Annotated in this window: 21 protein-coding genes; 13 read left to right on the top strand and 8 right to left on the bottom strand. The window is 63.7% G+C overall.

From position 1 onward, the window contains the following. Positions 1 to 143 precede the first annotated feature (143 nt). The 6 genes from ACH2DW_RS06685 (at position 144) to ACH2DW_RS06660 (ending at position 4105) form a co-directional block, all read left to right on the top strand. Complete coding sequence (locus ACH2DW_RS06685; protein ID WP_394928949.1) at positions 144 to 923, top strand: SDR family oxidoreductase; 780 nt, start codon at positions 144 to 146, stop codon at positions 921 to 923. Positions 924 to 977: 54 nt separating this feature from the next. Continuing rightward, complete coding sequence (aroQ, locus tag ACH2DW_RS06680) at positions 978 to 1415, top strand: type II 3-dehydroquinate dehydratase (protein WP_394928948.1); 438 nt, start codon at positions 978 to 980, stop codon at positions 1413 to 1415. 111 nt (positions 1416 to 1526) lie between these two features. Then, the gene (locus ACH2DW_RS06675; protein ID WP_394928947.1) at positions 1527 to 1823 is read left to right on the top strand and encodes a Dabb family protein; all 297 of its coding nucleotides are present in this window, start codon (positions 1527 to 1529) and stop codon (positions 1821 to 1823) included. 23 nt (positions 1824 to 1846) lie between these two features. After that, the gene (locus ACH2DW_RS06670; protein WP_394928946.1) at positions 1847 to 2683 is read left to right on the top strand and encodes a fumarylacetoacetate hydrolase family protein; all 837 of its coding nucleotides are present in this window, start codon (positions 1847 to 1849) and stop codon (positions 2681 to 2683) included. A gap of 31 nt (positions 2684 to 2714) precedes the next feature. Continuing rightward, positions 2715 to 3539, top strand: coding sequence for an HpcH/HpaI aldolase/citrate lyase family protein (locus tag ACH2DW_RS06665; RefSeq protein WP_394928945.1), 825 nt, complete (start codon positions 2715 to 2717; stop codon positions 3537 to 3539). Positions 3540 to 3652: 113 nt separating this feature from the next. Then, a complete protein-coding gene (locus ACH2DW_RS06660; RefSeq protein ID WP_394928951.1) occupies positions 3653 to 4105 on the top strand; it encodes a VOC family protein in 453 nt (150 codons plus the stop codon). 125 nt (positions 4106 to 4230) lie between these two features. On the opposite strand, the gene ACH2DW_RS06655 is transcribed toward ACH2DW_RS06660, so the two are convergent. After that, a complete protein-coding gene (locus ACH2DW_RS06655) occupies positions 4231 to 5079 on the bottom strand; it encodes an SMP-30/gluconolactonase/LRE family protein (RefSeq protein WP_394928944.1) in 849 nt (282 codons plus the stop codon). Between the two features lie 59 nt (positions 5080 to 5138). Between ACH2DW_RS06655 and ACH2DW_RS06650 the strand changes: the two genes are divergently transcribed. Beyond that, a complete protein-coding gene (locus ACH2DW_RS06650) occupies positions 5139 to 6044 on the top strand; it encodes a TIGR03564 family F420-dependent LLM class oxidoreductase (RefSeq protein ID WP_394928943.1) in 906 nt (301 codons plus the stop codon). Positions 6045 to 6066: 22 nt separating this feature from the next. Here the strand turns inward: ACH2DW_RS06650 and ACH2DW_RS06645 are convergent, their stop codons facing one another. Next, positions 6067 to 6531, bottom strand: coding sequence for a GNAT family N-acetyltransferase (locus ACH2DW_RS06645; protein WP_394928942.1), 465 nt, complete (start codon positions 6529 to 6531; stop codon positions 6067 to 6069). Between the two features lie 91 nt (positions 6532 to 6622). Further along, entirely contained in the window at positions 6623 to 7480 is an 858-nt protein-coding gene (locus ACH2DW_RS06640) for an LLM class F420-dependent oxidoreductase (RefSeq protein WP_394928941.1), read from the bottom strand. 146 nt (positions 7481 to 7626) lie between these two features. On the opposite strand from ACH2DW_RS06640, the gene egtB reads away from it, so the two are divergent. Continuing rightward, positions 7627 to 8913 (top strand): ergothioneine biosynthesis protein EgtB, encoded by a 1287-nt coding sequence (gene egtB, locus ACH2DW_RS06635; protein ID WP_394928940.1) that lies wholly within the window; start codon positions 7627 to 7629, stop codon positions 8911 to 8913. 9 nt (positions 8914 to 8922) lie between these two features. Then, positions 8923 to 9933, top strand: a complete 1011-nt coding sequence (egtD, locus tag ACH2DW_RS06630) for an L-histidine N(alpha)-methyltransferase (protein ID WP_394928939.1) — start codon at positions 8923 to 8925, stop codon at positions 9931 to 9933. Positions 9934 to 9960: 27 nt separating this feature from the next. On the opposite strand, the gene ACH2DW_RS06625 is transcribed toward egtD, so the two are convergent. Beyond that, a complete protein-coding gene (locus ACH2DW_RS06625; RefSeq protein WP_394928938.1) occupies positions 9961 to 10779 on the bottom strand; it encodes an alpha/beta hydrolase in 819 nt (272 codons plus the stop codon). Between the two features lie 106 nt (positions 10780 to 10885). Then, positions 10886 to 11692 carry a hypothetical protein gene (locus tag ACH2DW_RS06620; protein WP_394928937.1) on the bottom strand — a complete coding sequence of 269 codons (807 nt, stop codon included), beginning with the start codon at positions 11690 to 11692 and terminating at the stop codon, positions 10886 to 10888. 172 nt (positions 11693 to 11864) lie between these two features. Here ACH2DW_RS06620 and ACH2DW_RS06615 point away from each other — a divergent pair, with 172 nt between their 5' ends. Both ACH2DW_RS06615 and ACH2DW_RS06610 read left to right on the top strand, forming a co-directional pair. Beyond that, a complete protein-coding gene (locus ACH2DW_RS06615; protein ID WP_394928936.1) occupies positions 11865 to 12527 on the top strand; it encodes a response regulator transcription factor in 663 nt (220 codons plus the stop codon). Then, positions 12524 to 14002: an ATP-binding protein gene (locus ACH2DW_RS06610; RefSeq protein WP_394928935.1), complete on the top strand. Its 1479-nt coding sequence runs from the start codon at positions 12524 to 12526 to the stop codon at positions 14000 to 14002. Before ACH2DW_RS06615 ends, ACH2DW_RS06610 begins: the two co-directional genes overlap by 4 nt. 33 nt (positions 14003 to 14035) lie before the next feature. Here the strand turns inward: ACH2DW_RS06610 and ACH2DW_RS06605 are convergent, their stop codons facing one another. Continuing rightward, the gene (locus ACH2DW_RS06605; protein ID WP_394928934.1) at positions 14036 to 14935 is read right to left on the bottom strand and encodes a TIGR03620 family F420-dependent LLM class oxidoreductase; all 900 of its coding nucleotides are present in this window, start codon (positions 14933 to 14935) and stop codon (positions 14036 to 14038) included. A gap of 40 nt (positions 14936 to 14975) precedes the next feature. On the opposite strand from ACH2DW_RS06605, the gene ACH2DW_RS06600 reads away from it, so the two are divergent. Then, the gene (locus ACH2DW_RS06600) at positions 14976 to 15719 is read left to right on the top strand and encodes a DJ-1/PfpI family protein (protein WP_394928933.1); all 744 of its coding nucleotides are present in this window, start codon (positions 14976 to 14978) and stop codon (positions 15717 to 15719) included. A 14-nt stretch (positions 15720 to 15733) separates the two neighbouring features. Here ACH2DW_RS06600 and ACH2DW_RS06595 read toward each other — a convergent pair whose 3' ends face one another. Then, positions 15734 to 16117, bottom strand: a complete 384-nt coding sequence (locus ACH2DW_RS06595; RefSeq protein ID WP_394928932.1) for a gamma-glutamylcyclotransferase — start codon at positions 16115 to 16117, stop codon at positions 15734 to 15736. Positions 16118 to 16250: 133 nt separating this feature from the next. Here ACH2DW_RS06595 and ACH2DW_RS06590 point away from each other — a divergent pair, with 133 nt between their 5' ends. Beyond that, positions 16251 to 17510, top strand: coding sequence for a DUF3179 domain-containing protein (locus ACH2DW_RS06590; protein ID WP_394928931.1), 1260 nt, complete (start codon positions 16251 to 16253; stop codon positions 17508 to 17510). Positions 17511 to 17517: 7 nt separating this feature from the next. Here ACH2DW_RS06590 and ACH2DW_RS06585 read toward each other — a convergent pair whose 3' ends face one another. Next, entirely contained in the window at positions 17518 to 19377 is a 1860-nt protein-coding gene (locus ACH2DW_RS06585; RefSeq protein WP_394928930.1) for a cation:proton antiporter, read from the bottom strand. Between the last annotated feature and the right edge of the window lie 101 nt (positions 19378 to 19478).

Below are 19478 nucleotides of genomic sequence, written 5' to 3'. Positions count from 1 at the left end.
GTGAATCGCAGCTCGTGTTCTGCGAGCCGATCTTGAATCGCTCGTTCCAATTCACTCATCGCCACCATCGGGTCAGCGTCGTACTCATTTGCTGAGAATGGTTCTCCAAACACCTGGTCCATCATCGGAGTAGCTTCCGGTCGATGAACAATGATGTTGCCGGCCTCCGTGTCGTCATCACCGCCGGTGCGTCCGGCATCGGACTGGCAACAGCGGAGGAATTTCTCGCCGGTGGTGCGCAGGTGCAGATCTGCGACGTCGACAACGATGCACTCGAGCGATTCCGGGCCGAACACGGCAACGCGGGTGCGTGGCATGCCGATGTGTCCGATGAGGTTGCCGTCGACGTGTTCGTTTCGCGAGCGGTCGATGCAATGGGGGGAGTCGATGTCCTCGTGAACAACGCGGGAATCGCTGGGCCTGGCGGCCGGACCGACACCCTCGAGCTGGATGCGTGGAACCGCACGCTCGACGTCAATGTGACGGGAACGTTCCTGATGAGCCGGAAGGTGATCCCGCATCTCGTCGCGCAGCGCTCCGGTTCGATCGTCAACATGTCATCAACTGCGGGGTTAATGGGCTTTCCGAACCGAGCACCGTACGCCGCAGCAAAGTGGGCGATTATCGGCCTGACCAAGACCATGGCGATGGAACTTGGTGAGTTCGGAGTCCGCGTCAACGCAGTCTGTCCGGGGTCGGTCGACAATGAACGGATGGACCGGGTGGTCGAACTCGAAGCCGACGCGAGCGGAAGGTCGGCAGCAGAGATCCGGCGGGGCTTCACCAACGCGGTCTCGCTCCAGACCTTCGTCGACCCCGCAGATATCGCCGCGATGATCCGATTCGTGTGCTCGCCTGCGGGAGCCAAGATCAGCGGCCAAGCGCTCACGGTCGACGGTCACACCGAATCAGCGCGAAGCTGAAGCGGTCGAGAAAGGTCGCCGATCAGCAACGGGACGGCACGTAGTGTCTGGGCCATGGCTCGCCAGATCCTCGTGCTCAACGGCCCGAACCTCAACTTGCTCGGCACTCGCGAACCGGAGGTCTACGGCTCCACCACGCTCGTCGACATTCTCGCCCACTTGGGCAACGAGTTCGCCGGACGTGCGGAATTGCGCGATGCGCAATCGAACAGCGAAGGCGAGCTGATCGATGCGCTGCACGACGCTCGGACCTGGGCTGATGGCGTGGTCTTCAACCCTGGGGCGTACACGCACACGAGCGTTGCTCTGCGCGATGCGATCTCGGCATGTGAGTTACCGGTCGTTGAGACCCACCTGTCGAATGTGCACGCTCGCGAGGAGTTTCGGCACACCTCGATGCTCAGTGCGGTGTGCCTCGGCGTGGTGGGCGGATTCGGCCGCCACAGCTACACCGTTGCGCTTGAAGGCCTGCTTCGGCATCTGGACGGCTGAGCGGAGCCAACCGGCTGGGTTCGGGATGGCAGGCGCGGGCTTCCTGCGTTGCTGGGTGGCAGTCATCTTCAACATCGAAGGTTCAGAGGCGGCATCGGCCATGATGGAATGATGTTCCGACACGTAGTGATGTTCTCCTGGGCCGATGACGTCGATGACGCGCATATTGCGGCGGTGTCGGCGGCGCTCGACACGCTCCCCGGCACGATCGATGTGTTGCGCGCGTACCGCCACGGGCCCGACGTCGGCATCTCGGACGGCAACTTCGACTACGTGGTCGTCGCGGACCTCGACAACGCCGATGACTTCGCGACCTATCGCGACCACCCCGACCATGTTGCGGTCATCCAAGGGCTGTTGGCTGGCAGAGTGGAACAGCGCGCTGCGGTTCAGTACGAAACCAGTTGAGCGCGACCTGCGACACTCGGAGTATGGGATTTCGTTTCGCCAACGTTGCCGGTCGCTCCTCACTCGTCGATGACGCAGGTGATTACTACGACCTGGAACGGATGACCGACGGGGCAGTGTCATCAGATCCGGACGTGGTGCTGGCCGATTTGGATGTGCTGACTGCGGCGCAAGGCCGACTCGACGACATGACACCGTTTGGAACGCTTGACGGTGCCGACATCCGGCCGCCGGTGACGCCTCGGAATGTGTTCGCCGTCGGCTTGAACTATGCCGATCACGTCGCTGAGTCGAAGATGGACGTGCCAACGACGCCTCTCGTGTTCACGAAGTTCCCGAGCTGCATCGTCGGTCCCAACGCTGACGTCGAGCTGCGCAGTGAACACGCCGACTATGAGGTTGAACTGGTTGTGGTGATTGGTCGGGGTGGACGCGACATCGACGCAGCTGATGCCTGGGACCATGTGCTCGGTTTGACCGCAGGGCAGGACATCTCCGACCGCGCGCTGCAGTTTGCTGCCAAGCCGCCGCACTTCGATCTGGGGAAGTCTCGCGACACCTACGGTCCGCTTGGCCCGACCCTGGTGTCACCCGGCATGTTCGCCGATCCGACCGACCTCGCTCTGACGTGCGCGATCAATGGTGAAGTGCGGCAGAACTCTCGCACCTCGAACATGATCTTCTCCGTCGCCGATCAGATCGCGTACCTTTCGTCGATCATGACGCTGGCGCCGGGTGACATCATCTTCACGGGCACTCCCGATGGTGTCGGCGGCCCGAACGGCATTTTCTTGCAACCGGGTGATGTCATCACCTCTGAGGTCGAAGGCATTGGAACTCTCACCAACCGGTGCATCTGATTCCGAACACCCCCGCTTGACAGTGATGGTCATGCGGACCCGTCGGGCGCTCGTTGGGAATGCGATGATGGGCGACATGCAGGGACTGCGCGAGATCTGGAACAACGGTGGAACGACACTTGGAGGTTGGGTGTCGGTGGCGAGTCCCGTGACTGCCGAAGTCACGGCACGCGCCGGCTTCGACTACGTGTGTATCGACACTCAGCACGGCGCAGTCGAGTACTCCGATGTGGTCGCGATGATTCCCGCCATCGAGCTCGGCGGCGGACGTCCGATCGCCCGGGCGCCGTGGAACGAGCCGGGCATCATCGGCAAGCTGCTTGACGCAGGCGCACACGGTGTGATCATCCCGATGGTCAACACCGTCGAAGAGGCGCGAGCAGCCGTGCGTGCTTGTCGGTACGCGCCTGACGGTGCTCGAAGCTCGGGTCCGACGTTGGTGCAGATGCGGACTGACCGTCCGTATTTCGAATGGGCCCAGGACAACGTGGCTTGCATCCCGATGATCGAGACGGTGCAGGCCGTGGAGAACATTGACGCGATTCTCGAGGTGCCGGGGATCGATGCGATCTACGTCGGTCCGTCCGACCTGTCGATCACGCTCGGCCTGGGGCCGGGAAATCACGACGAATCTGCGGCGTTCACTGACGCGCTCGATGTGATTTCGGCCGCGTGCGCCCGCGCCGGCGTGGTGGCGGGCATTCATGCAACCGGCGCCCTCACTCCAGACCGACTGCGCCGGGGGTATCGGATGGTGACGGTCACCGGCGATCTGCAGGCGATGAAGGTCGGTCTCGGCGCAGAACTCGCGCAGGCGCGCGGCGAGTCGAGCGGCGTCGAGTCCTCGATGTACTGACCGCCGCGCCGGGAGGCGCTGCCTGCGACTAGATTGTTGCAATGGCAAGCAATCCGCATTTTGGTTCCACACATGACGGCGACCATCCCGACCGCGAAGACGAATGGGCGCAGATGCGCACCAAGTACCTCAAGCCGAAAGCGGAACGAGCGGCTTCGTCAGCACGTGGTGTGCATCATCAGGCGCTGATCTCCAGCGACGTCGAGCGGACGATCGGCTTTTACCAGGACCTCCTTGAGTTCCCACTGACCGAGCTGTTCGAGAACCGTGACTACGAGGGTTCGACGCACTTCTTCTTCGACATTGGTAACGGCAATGCCCTGGCGTTTTTCGACTTTCCCGGGTTGGGCCTCGAGGACTACGCCGAAGTGCTCGGCGGCCATCATCACCTGGCGATCTCGGTGCCGCCGGACAACTGGACGCGCCTGAAGGGCAAGCTCGAAGGCGCCGGTGTGGACACCTTCCTCGTCGGCGACACGTCGCTCTATTTCGCCGGCCCGGATGGCGAACGCCTCGAGTTGATCAATGATCCCCTCGGCGAGATGTACGGCAACGCCGTGCTCTAACACCCGCAACACCCCGCTTCACAACCGCAACACCCCGCTTCACAACCGTTTGCGTCGGGATTTCTGCGGACCGGTCCGCAGAAACTCGGGCGCAAACGGGTGTTGAGCTCGCCGGGCAAGCTGACTCAGGGAAGATCAGTGGCGTTGCGCGGGACGTCGACCGTGGTGGTCCAGAGCTTGCCGGTGCCGGTGCCGGCCGCTTTGGAGGGGTGTGAGTCCTCGCACGTGAGCGCGAAGAGCGTCGTGCCGTCCTCGCCGCCAAGCATGCAGGCAAACGTGTTGTCGCCGGTCGGCAGCTGGTGCGTGACCTCGCCGCCTTCGATCACGCGGACGACTTGCTTGCCGAGTGCGTCGGAGAACCAGATGCCGCCCTCGGCATCGACAGAGCAGCCATCCGGAGCCATCCCGTCGACTTCGGCCCAAGTGCGGCGATTGGACAGCGTGGCATCGGCCGCAATGTCAAATGCGAGGTATTTGCCGCCGAACGATTCGCCGACAATGAGCGTCGCGCCGTCATCGATAATCACTGACCCGTTGGGGAACATGAGATCGGTTGCTGCGACCTCGACGGAGCCGTCGGGCCGAACGAGCGCGAGCGAGGCGGTTGCGAACTCGTCGCCGCCCTCCATGTCGAATCCGAAGTTGCCAACGTAGGCGTTGCCCGTTGCGTCGACCACGATGTCGTTGCAGTGGCCCGTCGCCACACCTGAGATGTCGGCATGCTCGACGATGGCGCCGCCGGCATCGACACGCATCACCCTTCGGCTGATCATCTCGACGAACAGGAGCCGTCCGTCTGGAAGCCAGCCCAACCCTGAGGGGCGACCGACATCGGCATGTTCGACATTTCGAATCCCGTCGGCGCCGACTGATGAGATCGAGTGCTGGAAGAAGTCGCTGAACCAGAAGCGGTTGTCGTGCCAACGCGGCCCCTCGCCGAAGTCGATGCCGTCAAGAACGAGTTCCCAGCTCATCGTTACGACGGTACTGCGCGACCCTGTCCGCCCGCCCACCGGCGGCGTATGGTCCAAGGATGAAAATCGGCATCAACGGCTCTGGCCAGCTCGCACATCCGAACCTCGACGCGATCGTCACCGACGTGGAGCAGAGCGAAGTGGCTGGCTTCGCGAGCTACTGGCTCGCTCAGACCGCGCTCGCTGATTCGCTGGCGATGCTTGCAATAGCGGGTCGCACCACGTCGACCATCGAACTTGGAACCGCTGTCGTACCGACGTGGACGCGCCATCCCGAAGTCATGGCCGCAGGTGCGCTCACCGCACAGGCCGCGTCCAACGGTCGAATCGTCCTCGGCATCGGCCTGGCGCACCAGCCCTCGGTCGAAGGTCGCTGGGGGATGAAGTGGGAACGCCCCGTCAAGCACATGTCGGAATACCTGGCGATTCTCGACTCATTGCTCGAGACCGGCACAGCCAGCTTGCAGGGCGAGGTGTGGTCGCTCGAGCAGCAGGCGACGTTGATGACCGACAACAAGCCGTTGGTGATGGTCGCAGCGCTCGGCGAACAGATGTTGAAGATGGCCGGCAAGCGCACCGATGGAACCATCCTCTGGTGCGTGGGCCCCAAGACGCTCGAGCAGCAGATTGTGCCGATCATCAATGATGCTGCGACCGAAGCTGGACGATCGACACCGCGGGTGGTCTGCAGTCTGCCGGTCTGCGTGACCGACGACCCGCAGCCGACGACGGAGTTCGTCGGCAAGATGCTCGAGGGCTACGCGGCCCTGCCGTCGTATCGCGCGATGCTCGACATCGAAGGTGTCCACGGCGTCGAGGAGATCAGCTTGATCGGTGACGAAGACACAGTGAATGCCGGTCTCGACGCCATCGCCGCTGCCGGAGCGACGGACTTCACTGCAGTGGTCATCCCCGATGGTGACGGCCCGGCACGGACCATGGATTTGCTACAGGCGCGCACCTGAGCTGAAGCGCTGTCGGTTGACGTCAGGCGGTTCGAGCAGCGCGGTCGATCGGAAAGATCAGGTCGACACGACCGCGCCCCTGGTCGACGGTGACGGCTCCGACTGACCTGCCGAGCGCAGCGACCGATCGACTGCGCTGGCTCGACCGCACGACCAGCCGACTGAGCCCCATCTGGCCCGCTCGACGAACCGTGGCGGCGAGCAGCGCCCGGCCGATGCCGCGTCCTCTCCAGTCAGCAACGACGGCGATCGATGTGTCGCCTGAGGCTTCGACCCGCGCCATGGCAACGATGTGGCCGTCGACCATCGCTCCGAGCCTCATCCCTCCCGATGACGTGACCCGATTGATCAACGACGGGAATGGCGCGGGCGCAGCACTCGAACCGAAGAACCGTTGCTCATTGTGCAGTTCATCGGCGAACTGGTCGATGGCCTCGATCAGCGAGGGATGGTCAAGGGCAACGATGAGGGGGATGTCGTTGAACATGAACTGATCGTCGCATCGCGACGTGACCGGAGTGTTTCCACGTCGTGATTGGTCGTTTACAGCCCGCTGACCGCTCTGCTGGAGTTGGCGATCAGGCGTCGCGCATCGCGTCGATCAGCGGAGCGACGCGTTCGACTTCGGCGAGCACCTCGTCGCGCGGACCCTGAGGGAGGGTGAACACCGCACGTGACACACCAGATGTGGCGAGTTCAGTCAACTTGGCTTCGTCGGCGGGGGCGCCGAAGATGCCGAGCTCGACAGACTTCGGGTCACGCCCGATGTCATCGCATGCCTTTGCCACCTCGTCGAAACCGCTGATTGCATGGCGCCCGCCGATGGGCATCCAGCCGTCGCAGAACTCGGCAATGTGGGCAGCAGTCTTCGGTCCGGCGGCACCACCGAGGATGATCGGAGGGTGTGGCTGCTGTGTCGGCTTTGGCCAGGACCAGCTCGGCTCGATGTGCACGTGGTCGCCGCTGAACGACGCCTCGTCTTGAGTCCACAGCGCCTGCATGGCCTTGATGTTCTCGCGGAGCAGTTCGCGCCGCTCGCCGTACGCGGTTCCGTGCTGCGCCATCTCTTCCTTGTTCCATCCGTAGCCGATGCCAAACAGCATGCGCCCGCCACTGAGCGAGTCGACACTGGCAACTTCCTTCGCGGTGTGGATCGGATCGCGTTGTGCGACGAGGCAGATGCCAGTTGCGAGCTTGATGTTCTCGGTCACGGACGCGCAGGCGCCCATTGTGACGAACGGATCGTGGGTGCGCCAGTAGAACTCGGGGAGGTCAGGGGCTCCGGCCCGGCCGCCCCATGGTGTGGCGCGGCTGACAGGAATGTGCGAGTGCTCGGGAAACCAGAGTGACTCGAAGCCGGCCTGGTCTGCGACCTTGGCCAGCTCCACGGCGTTGATGGTCTGGTCGGTGGGGAAGATGTAGAGGCCGATGTCCATATGTGGAACGTAGCGGCGCCGGCCCCACGCCGACCGAGTCAGCGGGTGACGCTGCGGCATTGTGTGGCCTCAACTGTCGGTGGAATTCACTGGTTGTTTCGGGCTCGCATGGGCATATCGAATGCTCGTGATGGTTATGTAGTGAGATGGCGTGGGAAGCACAGGATCTTGCAACGCGATACGCAGAGGTGCGTGCTCGCACGGAGCGCCTGGCCGCGCCATTGTCCGCCGAAGACCAGATGGTGCAGTCGATGCCGGACACCAGCCCGACCAAGTGGCACCGTGCGCACTCGACGTGGTTCTTCGCCGAGTTCGCTTTGCACGCTGACGGAACCAGTGATCGTGTGTGGGACCGTCCCGAATATCGCTTTCTTTACAACAGCTACTACGACGCAGTCGGCGCCCGGCATCCGCGCCCGCATCGAGGCCTGGTCACGCGACCGTCGATGAGTGAAGTCGCCGACTACCGCGCACATGTCGACAAGGAAATGGCGGAGCTGCTTGCGGGCGGCGTCGATGCGGACCTTGCCGATGTCGTCTTGCTCGGTACCCATCACGAAGAGCAACATCAGGAACTGCTCCTGATGGACGTCAAGCATGTGCTGTCGATGAACCCAGCGGTCGGCCCGGCCTACAGCGACCGTGTGGCAGTGCCTGCAGCGGATCCCGGCCCGGCGAACTGGGTCGACTTCACCGGCGGCATTGCGGGTATTGGCGTCGACCATCTGGCCGGCGGTCGGTTCTCATTCGACAGTGAAGGTCCGCATCACGAGGTTCGTCTCTATGACTTTGCGCTCACTGATCGATTAGTCACCGCCGGCGAATGGATCGACTTCATTGCCGACGGGGGCTACCAGCGACCAGAGTTGTGGAAGTCCGATGGCTGGTACCGCTCGCTTGACGAAGGATGGACCGCGCCCGAGTACTGGCGGCCCGATCCTGACGACGTCGATCGCTGGTGGATACATACGCTGACTGGCATCCGGTCGGTCGATCCGCACGAACCGGTCGCCCACCTGTCGCACTATGAAGCCGATGCCTATGCGACGTGGGCCGGAGCGAGGCTGCCGACTGAATTCGAGTGGGAACACGCGGCGCGCGGTCTCGATCTGGGCGGCAACGTGCTCGACGAGCAGCGTGCCGACTTCAGTTTCCATCCCGCTGCAGCGGGCGCACCGACCGGCGGTCTCCGCCAGATGTTTGGCGATTGTTGGGAGTGGACGTCGTCGGCGTACGAGCCGTACCCGGGATTCAAAGTGGCCGATGGGGCCATTGGCGAATACAACGGCAAGTTCATGTCTGGCCAGCAGGTACTGCGCGGCGGCTCGGTGTTCACCCCGCCGGCCCATACCCGAGCCACCTATCGAAACTTCTTCCATCCGCACACGCGGTGGCATGCGTCGGGTGTCCGACTCGCTGCCGATCGGCACTGAAAGCCTTCCATGCACCACAGCGACCAGACCGCCGACGACACCGCTGACAACACGTTCAGCGCCGACGAGCGTGCCGAGACCGAGACGCCGTCCGCCGAGGCACATGCTGAATTGCGTCGAGCACTTCAACGCCGTCCGCGCACTGTCCCGCCCCGCTGGCTCTACGACGACCGTGGCAGCGACCTGTTCGACCAGATCACCCGGCTGCCCGAGTACTACCAAACTGAGGCCGAACGTCAGATTCTTGCCGACCACTCGACGATGATCGCCGAGATGACCGCCGCGACCACGGTGATCGAACTTGGATCAGGAACGAGCGACAAGACGCGGACATTGCTCGACGCATTCGCTGCACGCGGAATGATCGAACGTTTCGTGCCGCTCGATGTGAGCGAGGCCACGTTGCTCGATGCAGCCGCGATGCTCGGCGAGCGATATCCCGATCTTGACGTGTCACCGGTGATTGGTGACTTCAACCAACACCTGCATCGCTTGCCAACAGGCGGTACGCGCCTCGTTGCTTTCCTCGGCGGAACGATCGGGAACTTCTATCGGGAGGAACGCACAGCATTTCTTGGTGCCCTGGCCGATGTGCTCGACCCGGGCGACTGGGTGCTGTTAGGTGTCGACCTGATCAAGCCGGTCGACCGACTCCTGTCTGCCTACAACGACAGCGCGGGAACGACCGATGCGTTTATCCGCAACGCGCTGAGCGTCATCAACCGTGAACTTGGCGGCAACATCGATGTCGGCAACTTCGACTACGTGCCGTTCTGGGACGGACGCGAAGAGCGGATCGATATGCGGCTCCGCGCGTGTGAGCCCGAGCGGGCACGGATTGAAGCTCTCGATCTCGACGTCGAACTCGAATCTGGCGAGGAGTTACGTATCGAGATCTCCACGAAGTTCAGTCAGGGCAGGCTGTTGGCCGAACTCGCCGAAGTCGGCTTTGCCGACGGCGCATTCTTTACTGATCCTGCCAACGACTTCGGCATCGCTTTGGTCCGTCGCCAGCCCTGACAGTCGGGGCAACAGCGGGGGAGACAGTCAGGCTGACAATTGAGCGTCGAGCCAGGTGGAGATGCCGTCGACGACCTCGGGCCATTCGGGCTCATTCATGGATTCGTGGCGCAATCCGGGCCAGACCTTGCGGGTGACGTTGTCCAGTTGGCCGATTGGCTCCGACGCAGTTGGTGTCACCAGCGCATCGTCGCCTCCGTGGAGAACGTAGGTCGGCACAGAGATCCGGTTGATCTGATCCGACGTCGAAGCCATCGTCGTCATGATTTGGCGGCCCAGTGACGCGGTGGCACCGTCGACGCGGAGCGGATCGTTGTCGTACGCCTGCTGGACTGCCTCGTCACGGCTGAGGATCGAGCCGTCGAAGTCGGATTTCACGTGCAGCCGCGGCGTCACCCGGCTCAGCACGGGAACGGCGACGCGCTGCCAGCGCGGGATCTCGGCGGCGAGCGCAGGTGCGCTGAGTACGGCGAAGTCCGGCTGGGGATCCGCTCCGACGAGGTATGTCGCTGCGATGAGGCCGCCAAGGGAGTGCCCCATCAGGACGACGGGGACGCCAAGTTTGCGGCGCTCGGCGAGTAGGTCGGCAACATCATCGGTGTATTCCGAGAAGTCCGTGACGAACGCTCGCCGTCCGGCGGTCTCGCCGAAGCCGCGCTGATCGAACGACAGCATGTCGAAGCTGGCGTCGGACAGCGCATTGCCGACATGCTCGTATCGGCCCGAGTGTTCACCGATCCCGTGGACGAGCAAGATGGCTGCCTTGGGGCTGGATGCGGCCCAGTGGCGGCGGCGCTGTGTGAGCCCGTCGCGCGTGGTTCCGAAGCTGGCCGTCGATGCAGTCACGGCCGCTGACGATAGTCCCGCGGCAGTGATGACGGAATGACGGAATGACGGAATGACGGAATGCAGAGATGCAGGAGAACGTCGGGTGTTGGCAGTCCCTCGAATGTCAGTCGTTGGACGGGACGGCAAAGGGCCCGTTGCTGAAGACGCCATCGAGCATGCCGCCGAGGAAGTCGCCCGGCAGGAGATCGCCGCACGCGTTCTCCACGCTTTCCCACGTGGTCGTGATCTCGGCCCACTTGGAGTCGAGTTCGGTCTGTTGCTCGGGGGTGATTTCAGGGAACGAGAAGTCCTTGTCGACGCCGAAGTCGGAGAGTTCGAAGGTCTGCACGCTGACGTCGCCGTCTGAGTTCACCTTGATGTCGTCGCCGGACTTGGTGATCGTGATCGTGCCGTCGCCGTCACCGAACTCGTAGAACCCGGTGTCGTCACCAGCTTCGACGAACACGCCCGATGGGATCTTGAAGTCCTCGAGCATGTCGAAGTCGAAGTCTTCGAGTTTTTCGAGCGATGGAATGACGCCGGTCTCGCCGATCACATCGACGCCGCCGAACACATCCAGGTCGCCGAGTTGCTCGGAGATGCACGCCTCGAACTCGTCAAACTGAGCCTTGACTTCGGGGTCGAGGTCGAACATGCCGCCCAAGTCCATCCAGTCAGCCTTGTCCCAGTCAGCTGTGTCGTCGGCGTCTGGCTCCGTCGTGTCGTCGGTGTTGGGCTCAGTCGTGTCGTCGCCGACGCTGGGAGTGTTCGCGGAGACGAACTGGCTGCCGACGAGTACGCCGCCGACGAGCAGGCCGGAGGTGAGGGCGACAATCGAGGCGGTTCGGCGGGGGGAGCGTCCAGGAGGAGCCGTGCTGGGGGAGGGGACTGGATTGATCTGCTGATCGGCGTTCGGTGGGGGGAATGTCATGGCGATCCTTTGAGTGCTTCGATGGAGCCTCGCCACCGGTGTGGCGATGTCGAACATCCTGCCGGTGCTACCTGAGAACAACCTGAGATTCGCTGCCGTTGGCGACTGTTTGGCCTCACTGCTGGTCCGCAGTTCTCAGGTTTCGCTCAGCAAGTCGGGCCAGACTGTCCTGATGCGAATTCTGGTGGTCGACGACGAGGTGCGACTCGCCGACTCCATTGCGCGGGGCTTGCGTGCCGAGGGATACGACGTCGATGTCGTGCACGACGGGCTTGACGCGGTCTGGCAGGCCACCGAAGTCGACTACGCAGCCATCGTGCTCGACATCATGCTGCCTCGCAAGAACGGCTACGTGGTGTGCAGCGAACTGCGCGCTGCGGGCAACACCACGCCCATTTTGATGCTCACAGCGAAAGATGGCGAGTACGACGAGGCGGAGGGGCTCGACACTGGTGCGGACGATTACCTCCGCAAACCGTTTGCGCACGTCGTGCTGAACGCCCGGCTACGGGCGTTGCTGCGCCGCCAAGTCGGAGCGGTCGATGACACTATGACCGTCGGCGATCTCACGCTGTCGCCCGGTCGATTGCAATGCGTTCGAGGAGAGCGGACGGTGGAACTGACGCATCGCGAGTTTGCGGTACTCGAGCTGCTGGTTCGTCGGTCCCCGAACGTGGTGTCGAAGACGGCGCTCCTCGCCAGCGTGTGGGGCATCGATTTCAATGGCGACCCGAACATCGTCGAGGTCTATGTCGGCTACCTGCGCAAGAAGCTCGGCAAGGACGCCGTCCGGACCGTGCGCGGGGCTGGATACCAGCTGGCGGTCGCAGCATGAGTGTTCGCCTTCGACTCACGATCGTGATCGGCTGCCTGATCGCAGCGATCACCGCGGCTGCCGCAGTACTGGCACCATCGCTCGTCGAGCGGGTACTCGTCGACGACATTCTCGATGCAGATGCCGAATCGCAGTCGTTGTTCTTCGACGATTCGCCGGGGTTCTTCGACGACGGATTCCTTGGCGACAGCAAGTTCATCGATGCCTTCGACTTCATTGCCGGCGACATCGTGGTCAATCAAATCGGTGACGAGAACTTGAAGGAACTCATCGCAACGGGCGGAAGCGATGACCTCGTTGTGGCGATCGGCGGCGACAAGTTCCTGCGCGTCGACGCCTCGGGCTCTCAGACGTTTGTGTCGATCGATCCGACTGCCGTGAACCAGCCGATTCTCACCTTCTTTGGGCTCTTTGATGGTGGCTTCTCGTCCACGGTGTCGCTGTTCGACGACTTTCCGGTCGACGTCGGAGTGTTCGGCGACTCGCTCGTTGCACAACTTGACGAAACCGGCCGGGCCGTCACGGGTGTCCGAGAAGTCGGCGGCGTCGAGTACTTCGTGTCAGGCGATGCGGGCTCGGTCGATCGAACGGTCGGGCGAGTCCGCACAGCACTGTGGCTGGCATTTCCGTTTGCAGTGCTCGCTGGCGCACTCGCGACGTGGTTGCTCGCCGGCCGAGCACTTCGACCGGTGCGAGCGATCACTGCGCAGGCATCCACGATCACCGGAGGCACGTTGAGTGAACGAGTGCCGGTCCCGGCGAGCGGTGACGAGATCGCCACCCTGGCGATCACCGTGAATGGCATGCTCGATCGGCTGGAGAGCAACGACGTCAGGCGTCGGCGATTCGTCTCCGATGCCAGTCACGAACTCCGGACGCCGGTCGCCGTGTTGCAGAGCGAGGCCGAAGTGGCCTTGCGCTCACCGGACCGTACCGACGTCGAGGCGCTGGCCTCAGGAGTCCTCGAAGAGTCAACGCGGATGGCGACGATCATCGATGATCTCCTGTCGCTGGCCCGTCACGACGAGGGTGTCGCTGCGCCGACCACGGAAATCGATCTCGACGACATCGTGCTTGCCGAAGCGAGCCGGCTTCGACGCGTCCCGGTCGACGTCTCAGCCGTGTCAGCGGGGCGGGTGCTCGGGCGTCCCGACGAATTGGCCCGGGTGGTTGCCCATCTGCTCGACAACGCCACCCGTCACGCGAACGAACGAGTCGCCGTGTCGTTGACGTCGACCGCTGCGGCCGTCACGCTGCTGGTCGACGACGACGGCCCCGGCGTTCCCGAGGCGCAGCGAGCTGCGATCTTTGAGCGGTTCACGCGACTCGACGAGGCGCGAAGCCGCGATGCCGGGGGCGCAGGACTGGGACTCGCCGTGGTCGCTGGCGTCGTGCACCGCTGCGGCGGATCGGTGTCGGTGGAGTCAAGCGATCTCGGTGGTGCTCGATTCGTGGTGTCGCTCCCGGCGCCGTGACCACACGCTGAGTGGTGGGCGACGTGATCGCGATCAGGACGTCGGCGCGAGAACCTCGAGCACGTTCCAGTCGATGTCGACGCTGCCGTCGGGGTTGATCGGTTGCACACACACGTGGTCAGCACCTGCGTCGTAGTGGGCCTGCACGCCCGCCCGAACGCGATCTTCGTCACCCCACACGACGACCGCGTCGACGAAGCGATGTTCGCGATGCTCAATTTCGTCTTCGGTGAAGCCGAGCCGCTTCCAGTTGTTGCGGTAGTTCGGCAGTGCGGCGTACCGGTCGATCTGTTTGTTGCCAGCGGCGCGGGCCGCGTCGGCATCGGTCGTCAGAATCACCTTCTGCTCGACACACAGCAGAGCGTCGGGTCCGATCGTCTCACGCGCCATGACCGTGTGTTCGGGGGTGGTCCAATAGGGGTGGGCGCCATCAGCAGCACTGGCAGAGAGTTCCAGCATCTTCGGCCCGAGGGCGGCCAACAGCACGAGCGGTTCGTGTTCCGGCGCGACACCTGCGAACGGCTGCGTCTCCATCGCCGCCAGGTACTCGCGCATCTTCGTGAGTGGCTTGGAGTAGTCGAGGCCGCGCAGACCGGCAACCAAGGGACTGTGGCTCACACCCAAGCCGAGCACGAATCGTCCAGCGGTTTGCTCGGCCAATGTGTTGGCGACCTGTTTCATCGGGCCCGGGTGTCGATGGAAGATGTTCGCGATCCCCGTGGCGAACTGCAGCGTCTCGGTTTGTGACCCGAGCCAGGCGATGTGCGCGAACGGGTCCCGGCCGACCGTCTCGGGCATCCACATTGTCGAGTACCCGAGTGATTCGATTCTGCCAGCCGTGTCGGCGGCTTGACCGCTGGTCAGCGCGTCGGTGAAGTACCAAACGCCGGTGGTGGACAAACGGTCTCGAGCGCTGGTTGTGGTTGTGGTCATGGCGGTGACCCTAGAGATCTGCGTGTGAGACACTGAAGCCGTGCAGATCGCACTCGTTGTTTTCCCGGGTGTGTCGATCAACGAGTGTGAGGCATTCTCACTGGCCTTCCGGCAGCTCAGCGCTGCCGGTCTCGGGGACTGTGAGCTCGTGAGTGTTGGCGCCGAGCGTGGTGAGGTCGTGGGTGTGGGCGGTCGGCGACACGTCGATGCCACCTTCGGTGAGATCCTTTCGCCCGATGTGGTGCTGGTGCCCGGTGGCCTCGGCGTTGATCGCACGGCACGCGACGACGACCTGATTGCCTGGCTGCGTGCCGTCGAGCCGTCGAGTCAGTGGATCGCGGCGAGCTCAACCGGAACCGTTGTGGTGGCGGCGGCCGGTCTGCTTGGTGACCACCCTGCGGCCACGCACTGGTTGGCGGGGGACAAGCTGGCCGAATTCGGCAGTGCGGCGTCAGCGGAGCGCATTGTCGAGGTGGGCCACGTGCTCACGTGTCACGGGCATATCTCGGCAATGGACGTCGCCCTGCTGATGATTCTCCGATTGTTCAATCGGGCAACAGCCGCCCAGGTGCGCCGCGAGTTACTCAACGCTCAGCACGGCGTGGCTGGAAGCGCACCGTCGCTTCCAGCGCGACTTCGGAAGTGGTGGACCGAGCGGGGTGGCGGCCCGATCCCGGCTCGACCGCCGAACACAGAACTCATCAGCTCAGATTGGGTTGAGCTGGAACTCGAATCGCAGGAACCGGCCCCCGCAACTCGCTCGCCATGGGACCGGCCGTCCTGAGGACAATGCAGTGATCAGCGATTCAACCAGTCGCCTGATGCGATGAGGGTGAGTTCGAGCCCGGAGCCATATTCGTATGCCCACGCTCTGGTCCCCGTGCCCGTGGTGATCTGGACCCGGCGATAGCCGCCGTCGACGACGCCCTCGACATCGTCGAGGAGCGCAAGGCACTGATCGATGGACACGCTGAGTAGCGAGTAGGTCCGGCCACGGATTGTGCCGGAGTTGTCGAACATTGCTGCTGGGTAATCGAGGCCGGTGTCGAACACAGAGCCGGCGGCGGTGTCGTCCCACCCTTCGTCAACAACGAACGGTGCGAGATGGTGCCAGCGGACGTCTCCGGGTCGCAGCGTGCCGTAGACGAAGAGAGACGAGATGGTTGCGGGGGCGTTCAACACGGTTGGAACAATGGCACATGGCCGCGATCGACGACATCCCGCCGGCTCAGCTCAGTTCGGTGGCAGTCCGTGTTTCGCAAACGGTTCGCGGTCGCGCGGAACGCGGGGATCGCGGGCGAAGTTGAGTAGATGCATGAGGCGCACATCGTCAACCCGTCAGAAAGCCACCGGTCGACTCGTCGTCGGTGTGGCGGTCGCGGGCCTGTTGGCTGCGGCGTGCGGCCCGGTCGACGCCGACGAGTCAGGTGGCGGAGCGTCGTCACCGATCACTGGTGACGGCGAGGCGGGACCCGTTGTCGTCGAGGTCGAGCGCACGGAACCGAGCCCGAGGGAGGACACGCGTCCCGGGCTCACCACGTTCAGAGACCCCCTCCCGGAACTGCCCGAGCCAACGATTGATCTGTCTCAGCTGCGGTCCGGTGGGCCGCCGCCGGACGGGATCCCATCGATCAGCAATCCCGTCTTTCATGCAGCCTCGAGTGTCGACTACCTCGCGCCGACGTCACCCGTGCTGGCGGTGGAGATCAACGGCGATGCTCGGGCCTATCCCATCGATGTCATGGTCTGGCACGAGATCGTCAACGACACCGTCGGTGGTGTTCCGGTTGCGGTGCAGTACTGCCCGTTGTGCAACTCCGCAACGGTCGTTGACCGGCGCGTTGAGGGTCGCGTTCTTGAGTTCGGAGTGTCCGGATTGCTCTACAACTCCAGTCTGGTGATGTACGACCGGCAAACGAGAACGCTCTGGAGTCACTTCGCAAGTCGGCCACTGTACGGAGCGCTTGGTGAGGCCGAACTGGTCGACTACCCGTCGACGATCGTCGGGTTCGAGGAGTGGCGGGATGCCTACCCTGACGGTCTCGTTCTCTCGCGCGACACCGGTGCGGATCGCCCCTACGGGACCAATCCGTATCCGGGTTACGACGACGTCGGAGCCGACCCGTTCCTGTTCGAGGGTGAGGTGGATGGCCGGTACACAGCAATGACCCGCATGGTCGGCACGACCTCCGGCGCCGCCGCTACGGCGTTTCCGCTTCTGGAGCTCCGCGCCGCCGGGGCGATCGAGACCCAGCTCGCCGGTGAACCCGTGGTTGCGTTCTGGGTGCCGGGGAGCGCGTCGGCACTTGACGCCAGCGAGGTATCAGGCGGCGTCGACGTTGGCGCGACCGGCGTGTTCAGCCCCGTGGTCGGCGATGAGACGCTCACCTTCTCTGCAATCGATGGTGTGATCACTGACGCCGAAACTGGATCGACTTGGAACATCTTCGGCAAAGCAATCGATGGCGAACTCGCCGGCGCGCATCTCGATCAGGTCGTCCACGTTGACACCTTCTGGTTCGCGTGGATCGCGTTTCACCCTGACAGCTCGGTTGCGAGCGCCGCAGGCGACTGAGTCAGCGTCAGGGTGTGGGCGTCTCGGCGGGTGCCGGTTCAGTCGCATCGCGAGCTGCGTTGTCGAGTTCGTGCTGGAACGACGGCGCGGCGATACCGATCACCGTTCCGGCAACGGGCAACGCGTCGTTGCGGCAGAGGAACGCCATCCGTTCGTCGATCACCCTGATGATCGGAATGAACAGATCGTTCTCGACCGCAGCCTCAAGCACGCTGCCCACCGGACTCGTCCGGACCTTCCAACCCTGGCGAGCCCGTTCATCGACGGTGGCATACGTGAGCCCCTCGATACCGATCTGACGGCCGAGGTACTCGCTCGGAACCGCCTGCTCGCCGGAGCGTCGCTTGCCCGGTGAGAGCTGGAACACCTCGCGGCGGCCGAAGACGCGTGCAAACCGCGCGGTGGCCAACGCGTTGACCTCGTCGTTCGACGTGAACGCCAGCATTCGCCCAATGCCGCGCAGGTCAAGGTCGTGTGCTGCGTCTTCGGCGAGCACGCTGAGACGCCGCGCTTGCAACCCGTTCGAGATCGATCGCGTCACGTTGTACGGATCGGTGTCGATCAGCAACGTCTTGATGCCGTGCGCTTTCAACTGCAAGGCGATTCCACGCGATGGCGCATGGGCTCCGGCGATCAGCACACCGTCGACCTGGGCCTCGGCGAGACCGAGCCATCGGGCTGCAGGGCCCGAGAAAAATCCGTAGACGACGATGGTGCCAATGATGACGAGGAACACGATCGGCACGATCTGGTCAGCGTCAGCGATGTTCTCCTCTTCCATGCGAATCGCGAAGATCGCCGACACGGCCGCGGCCACGATGCCGCGTGGCGCCATCATCGTGAGGAAGATGCGCTCGCGCCACGTGAGTGCGGTGCGAACAGTCGAGACGAGCACCGACAACGGGCGTGCGACGAAGACCATGACGGCGAGGAAGCCGAGTGCCGGGAGTAAGACGTCACGCAGTTGATCAGCCTGGATACGGGCTGCCAACAAGATGAAGAGTGCCGAGATCAGCAGCGTGCGCAAGCTTTCGCTGAACTCGAGGACGTGTCGCACCGTCGAGGTCTCGCGTCGCGCCAAGTACATGCCGAGCACGGTCACCGTGACGAGGCCTGACTCTTCCTGGATTTCGTTGGCCGCCACGAACGTCGCGATCACGACAGCGAACGTGACGGGCACGATCAACTGATCAGGAATGAGGAACCGGCGCAGGGCCTCATCGAGGACGTAGGCCGCCAAGAGGCCGATTCCGGCCCCGGCCACGAGGGTGAGCACCAGGATGCCGGCGACTCGGAGGAGGGCTTCGTTGGCGTCTTCGAGCAGCACGATCTCGAATGCAAGCAGTGCGGCCGTGGCTCCGATCGGGTCGATCAGTACACCTTCGGCACGAAGAATTGGTCCGGTTCGCCCAGCCGGCCGGACGAAACGCAGCAGCGGCCCGACGACGGTCGGCCCGGTGACGACCAGCACTGCGCCGAGCACGATCGCGGCCTGATTCGAGATGCCGAAAATTTCGCGTGAGGCGTACCAGCCGACGAGGAAGGTGAGGACTGCACCGATAGTGATCAGTCGACGCACAACCGTTCCGGTGTTTCGGAGCTCGCGTGGCGGCAGGTCGAGTCCGCCCTCGAACAAGATGATGGCCACTGACAGCGAGACGAGCGGGAAGAGCGTGCCGCCGAGTAGTTCGTCCGGGTCGATCACACCGGTGACCGGGCCGAGCAACAGTCCGGCGAGCAGCAGCGCGATGATCGAAGGCACCTGCGCTCGCCAGGCCAACCACTGCGCAACCATGCCGGCCCCGACGATCACGGCGAGTGTCGGGCCGATCGTCGACTCGCCAGCGGCGAGAATCGCGGCGCTCATGCGTCAGTCCTCGCTGCCATCCGGGGAGATGGTAGTCCCCGCGCCCGAAGCGCGCGGGCTGAACCGCACGGGTGGCACAGGTTCCTTGTGCTGTTCTCGGG

This window comes from uncultured Ilumatobacter sp. (assembly GCF_963980585.1).
Taxonomy (GTDB): Bacteria; Actinomycetota; Acidimicrobiia; order Acidimicrobiales; family Ilumatobacteraceae; genus Ilumatobacter_A.
Note: the sequence above shows the minus strand (reverse complement) of the source record. Positions and strands in the feature narration are given on the sequence as shown.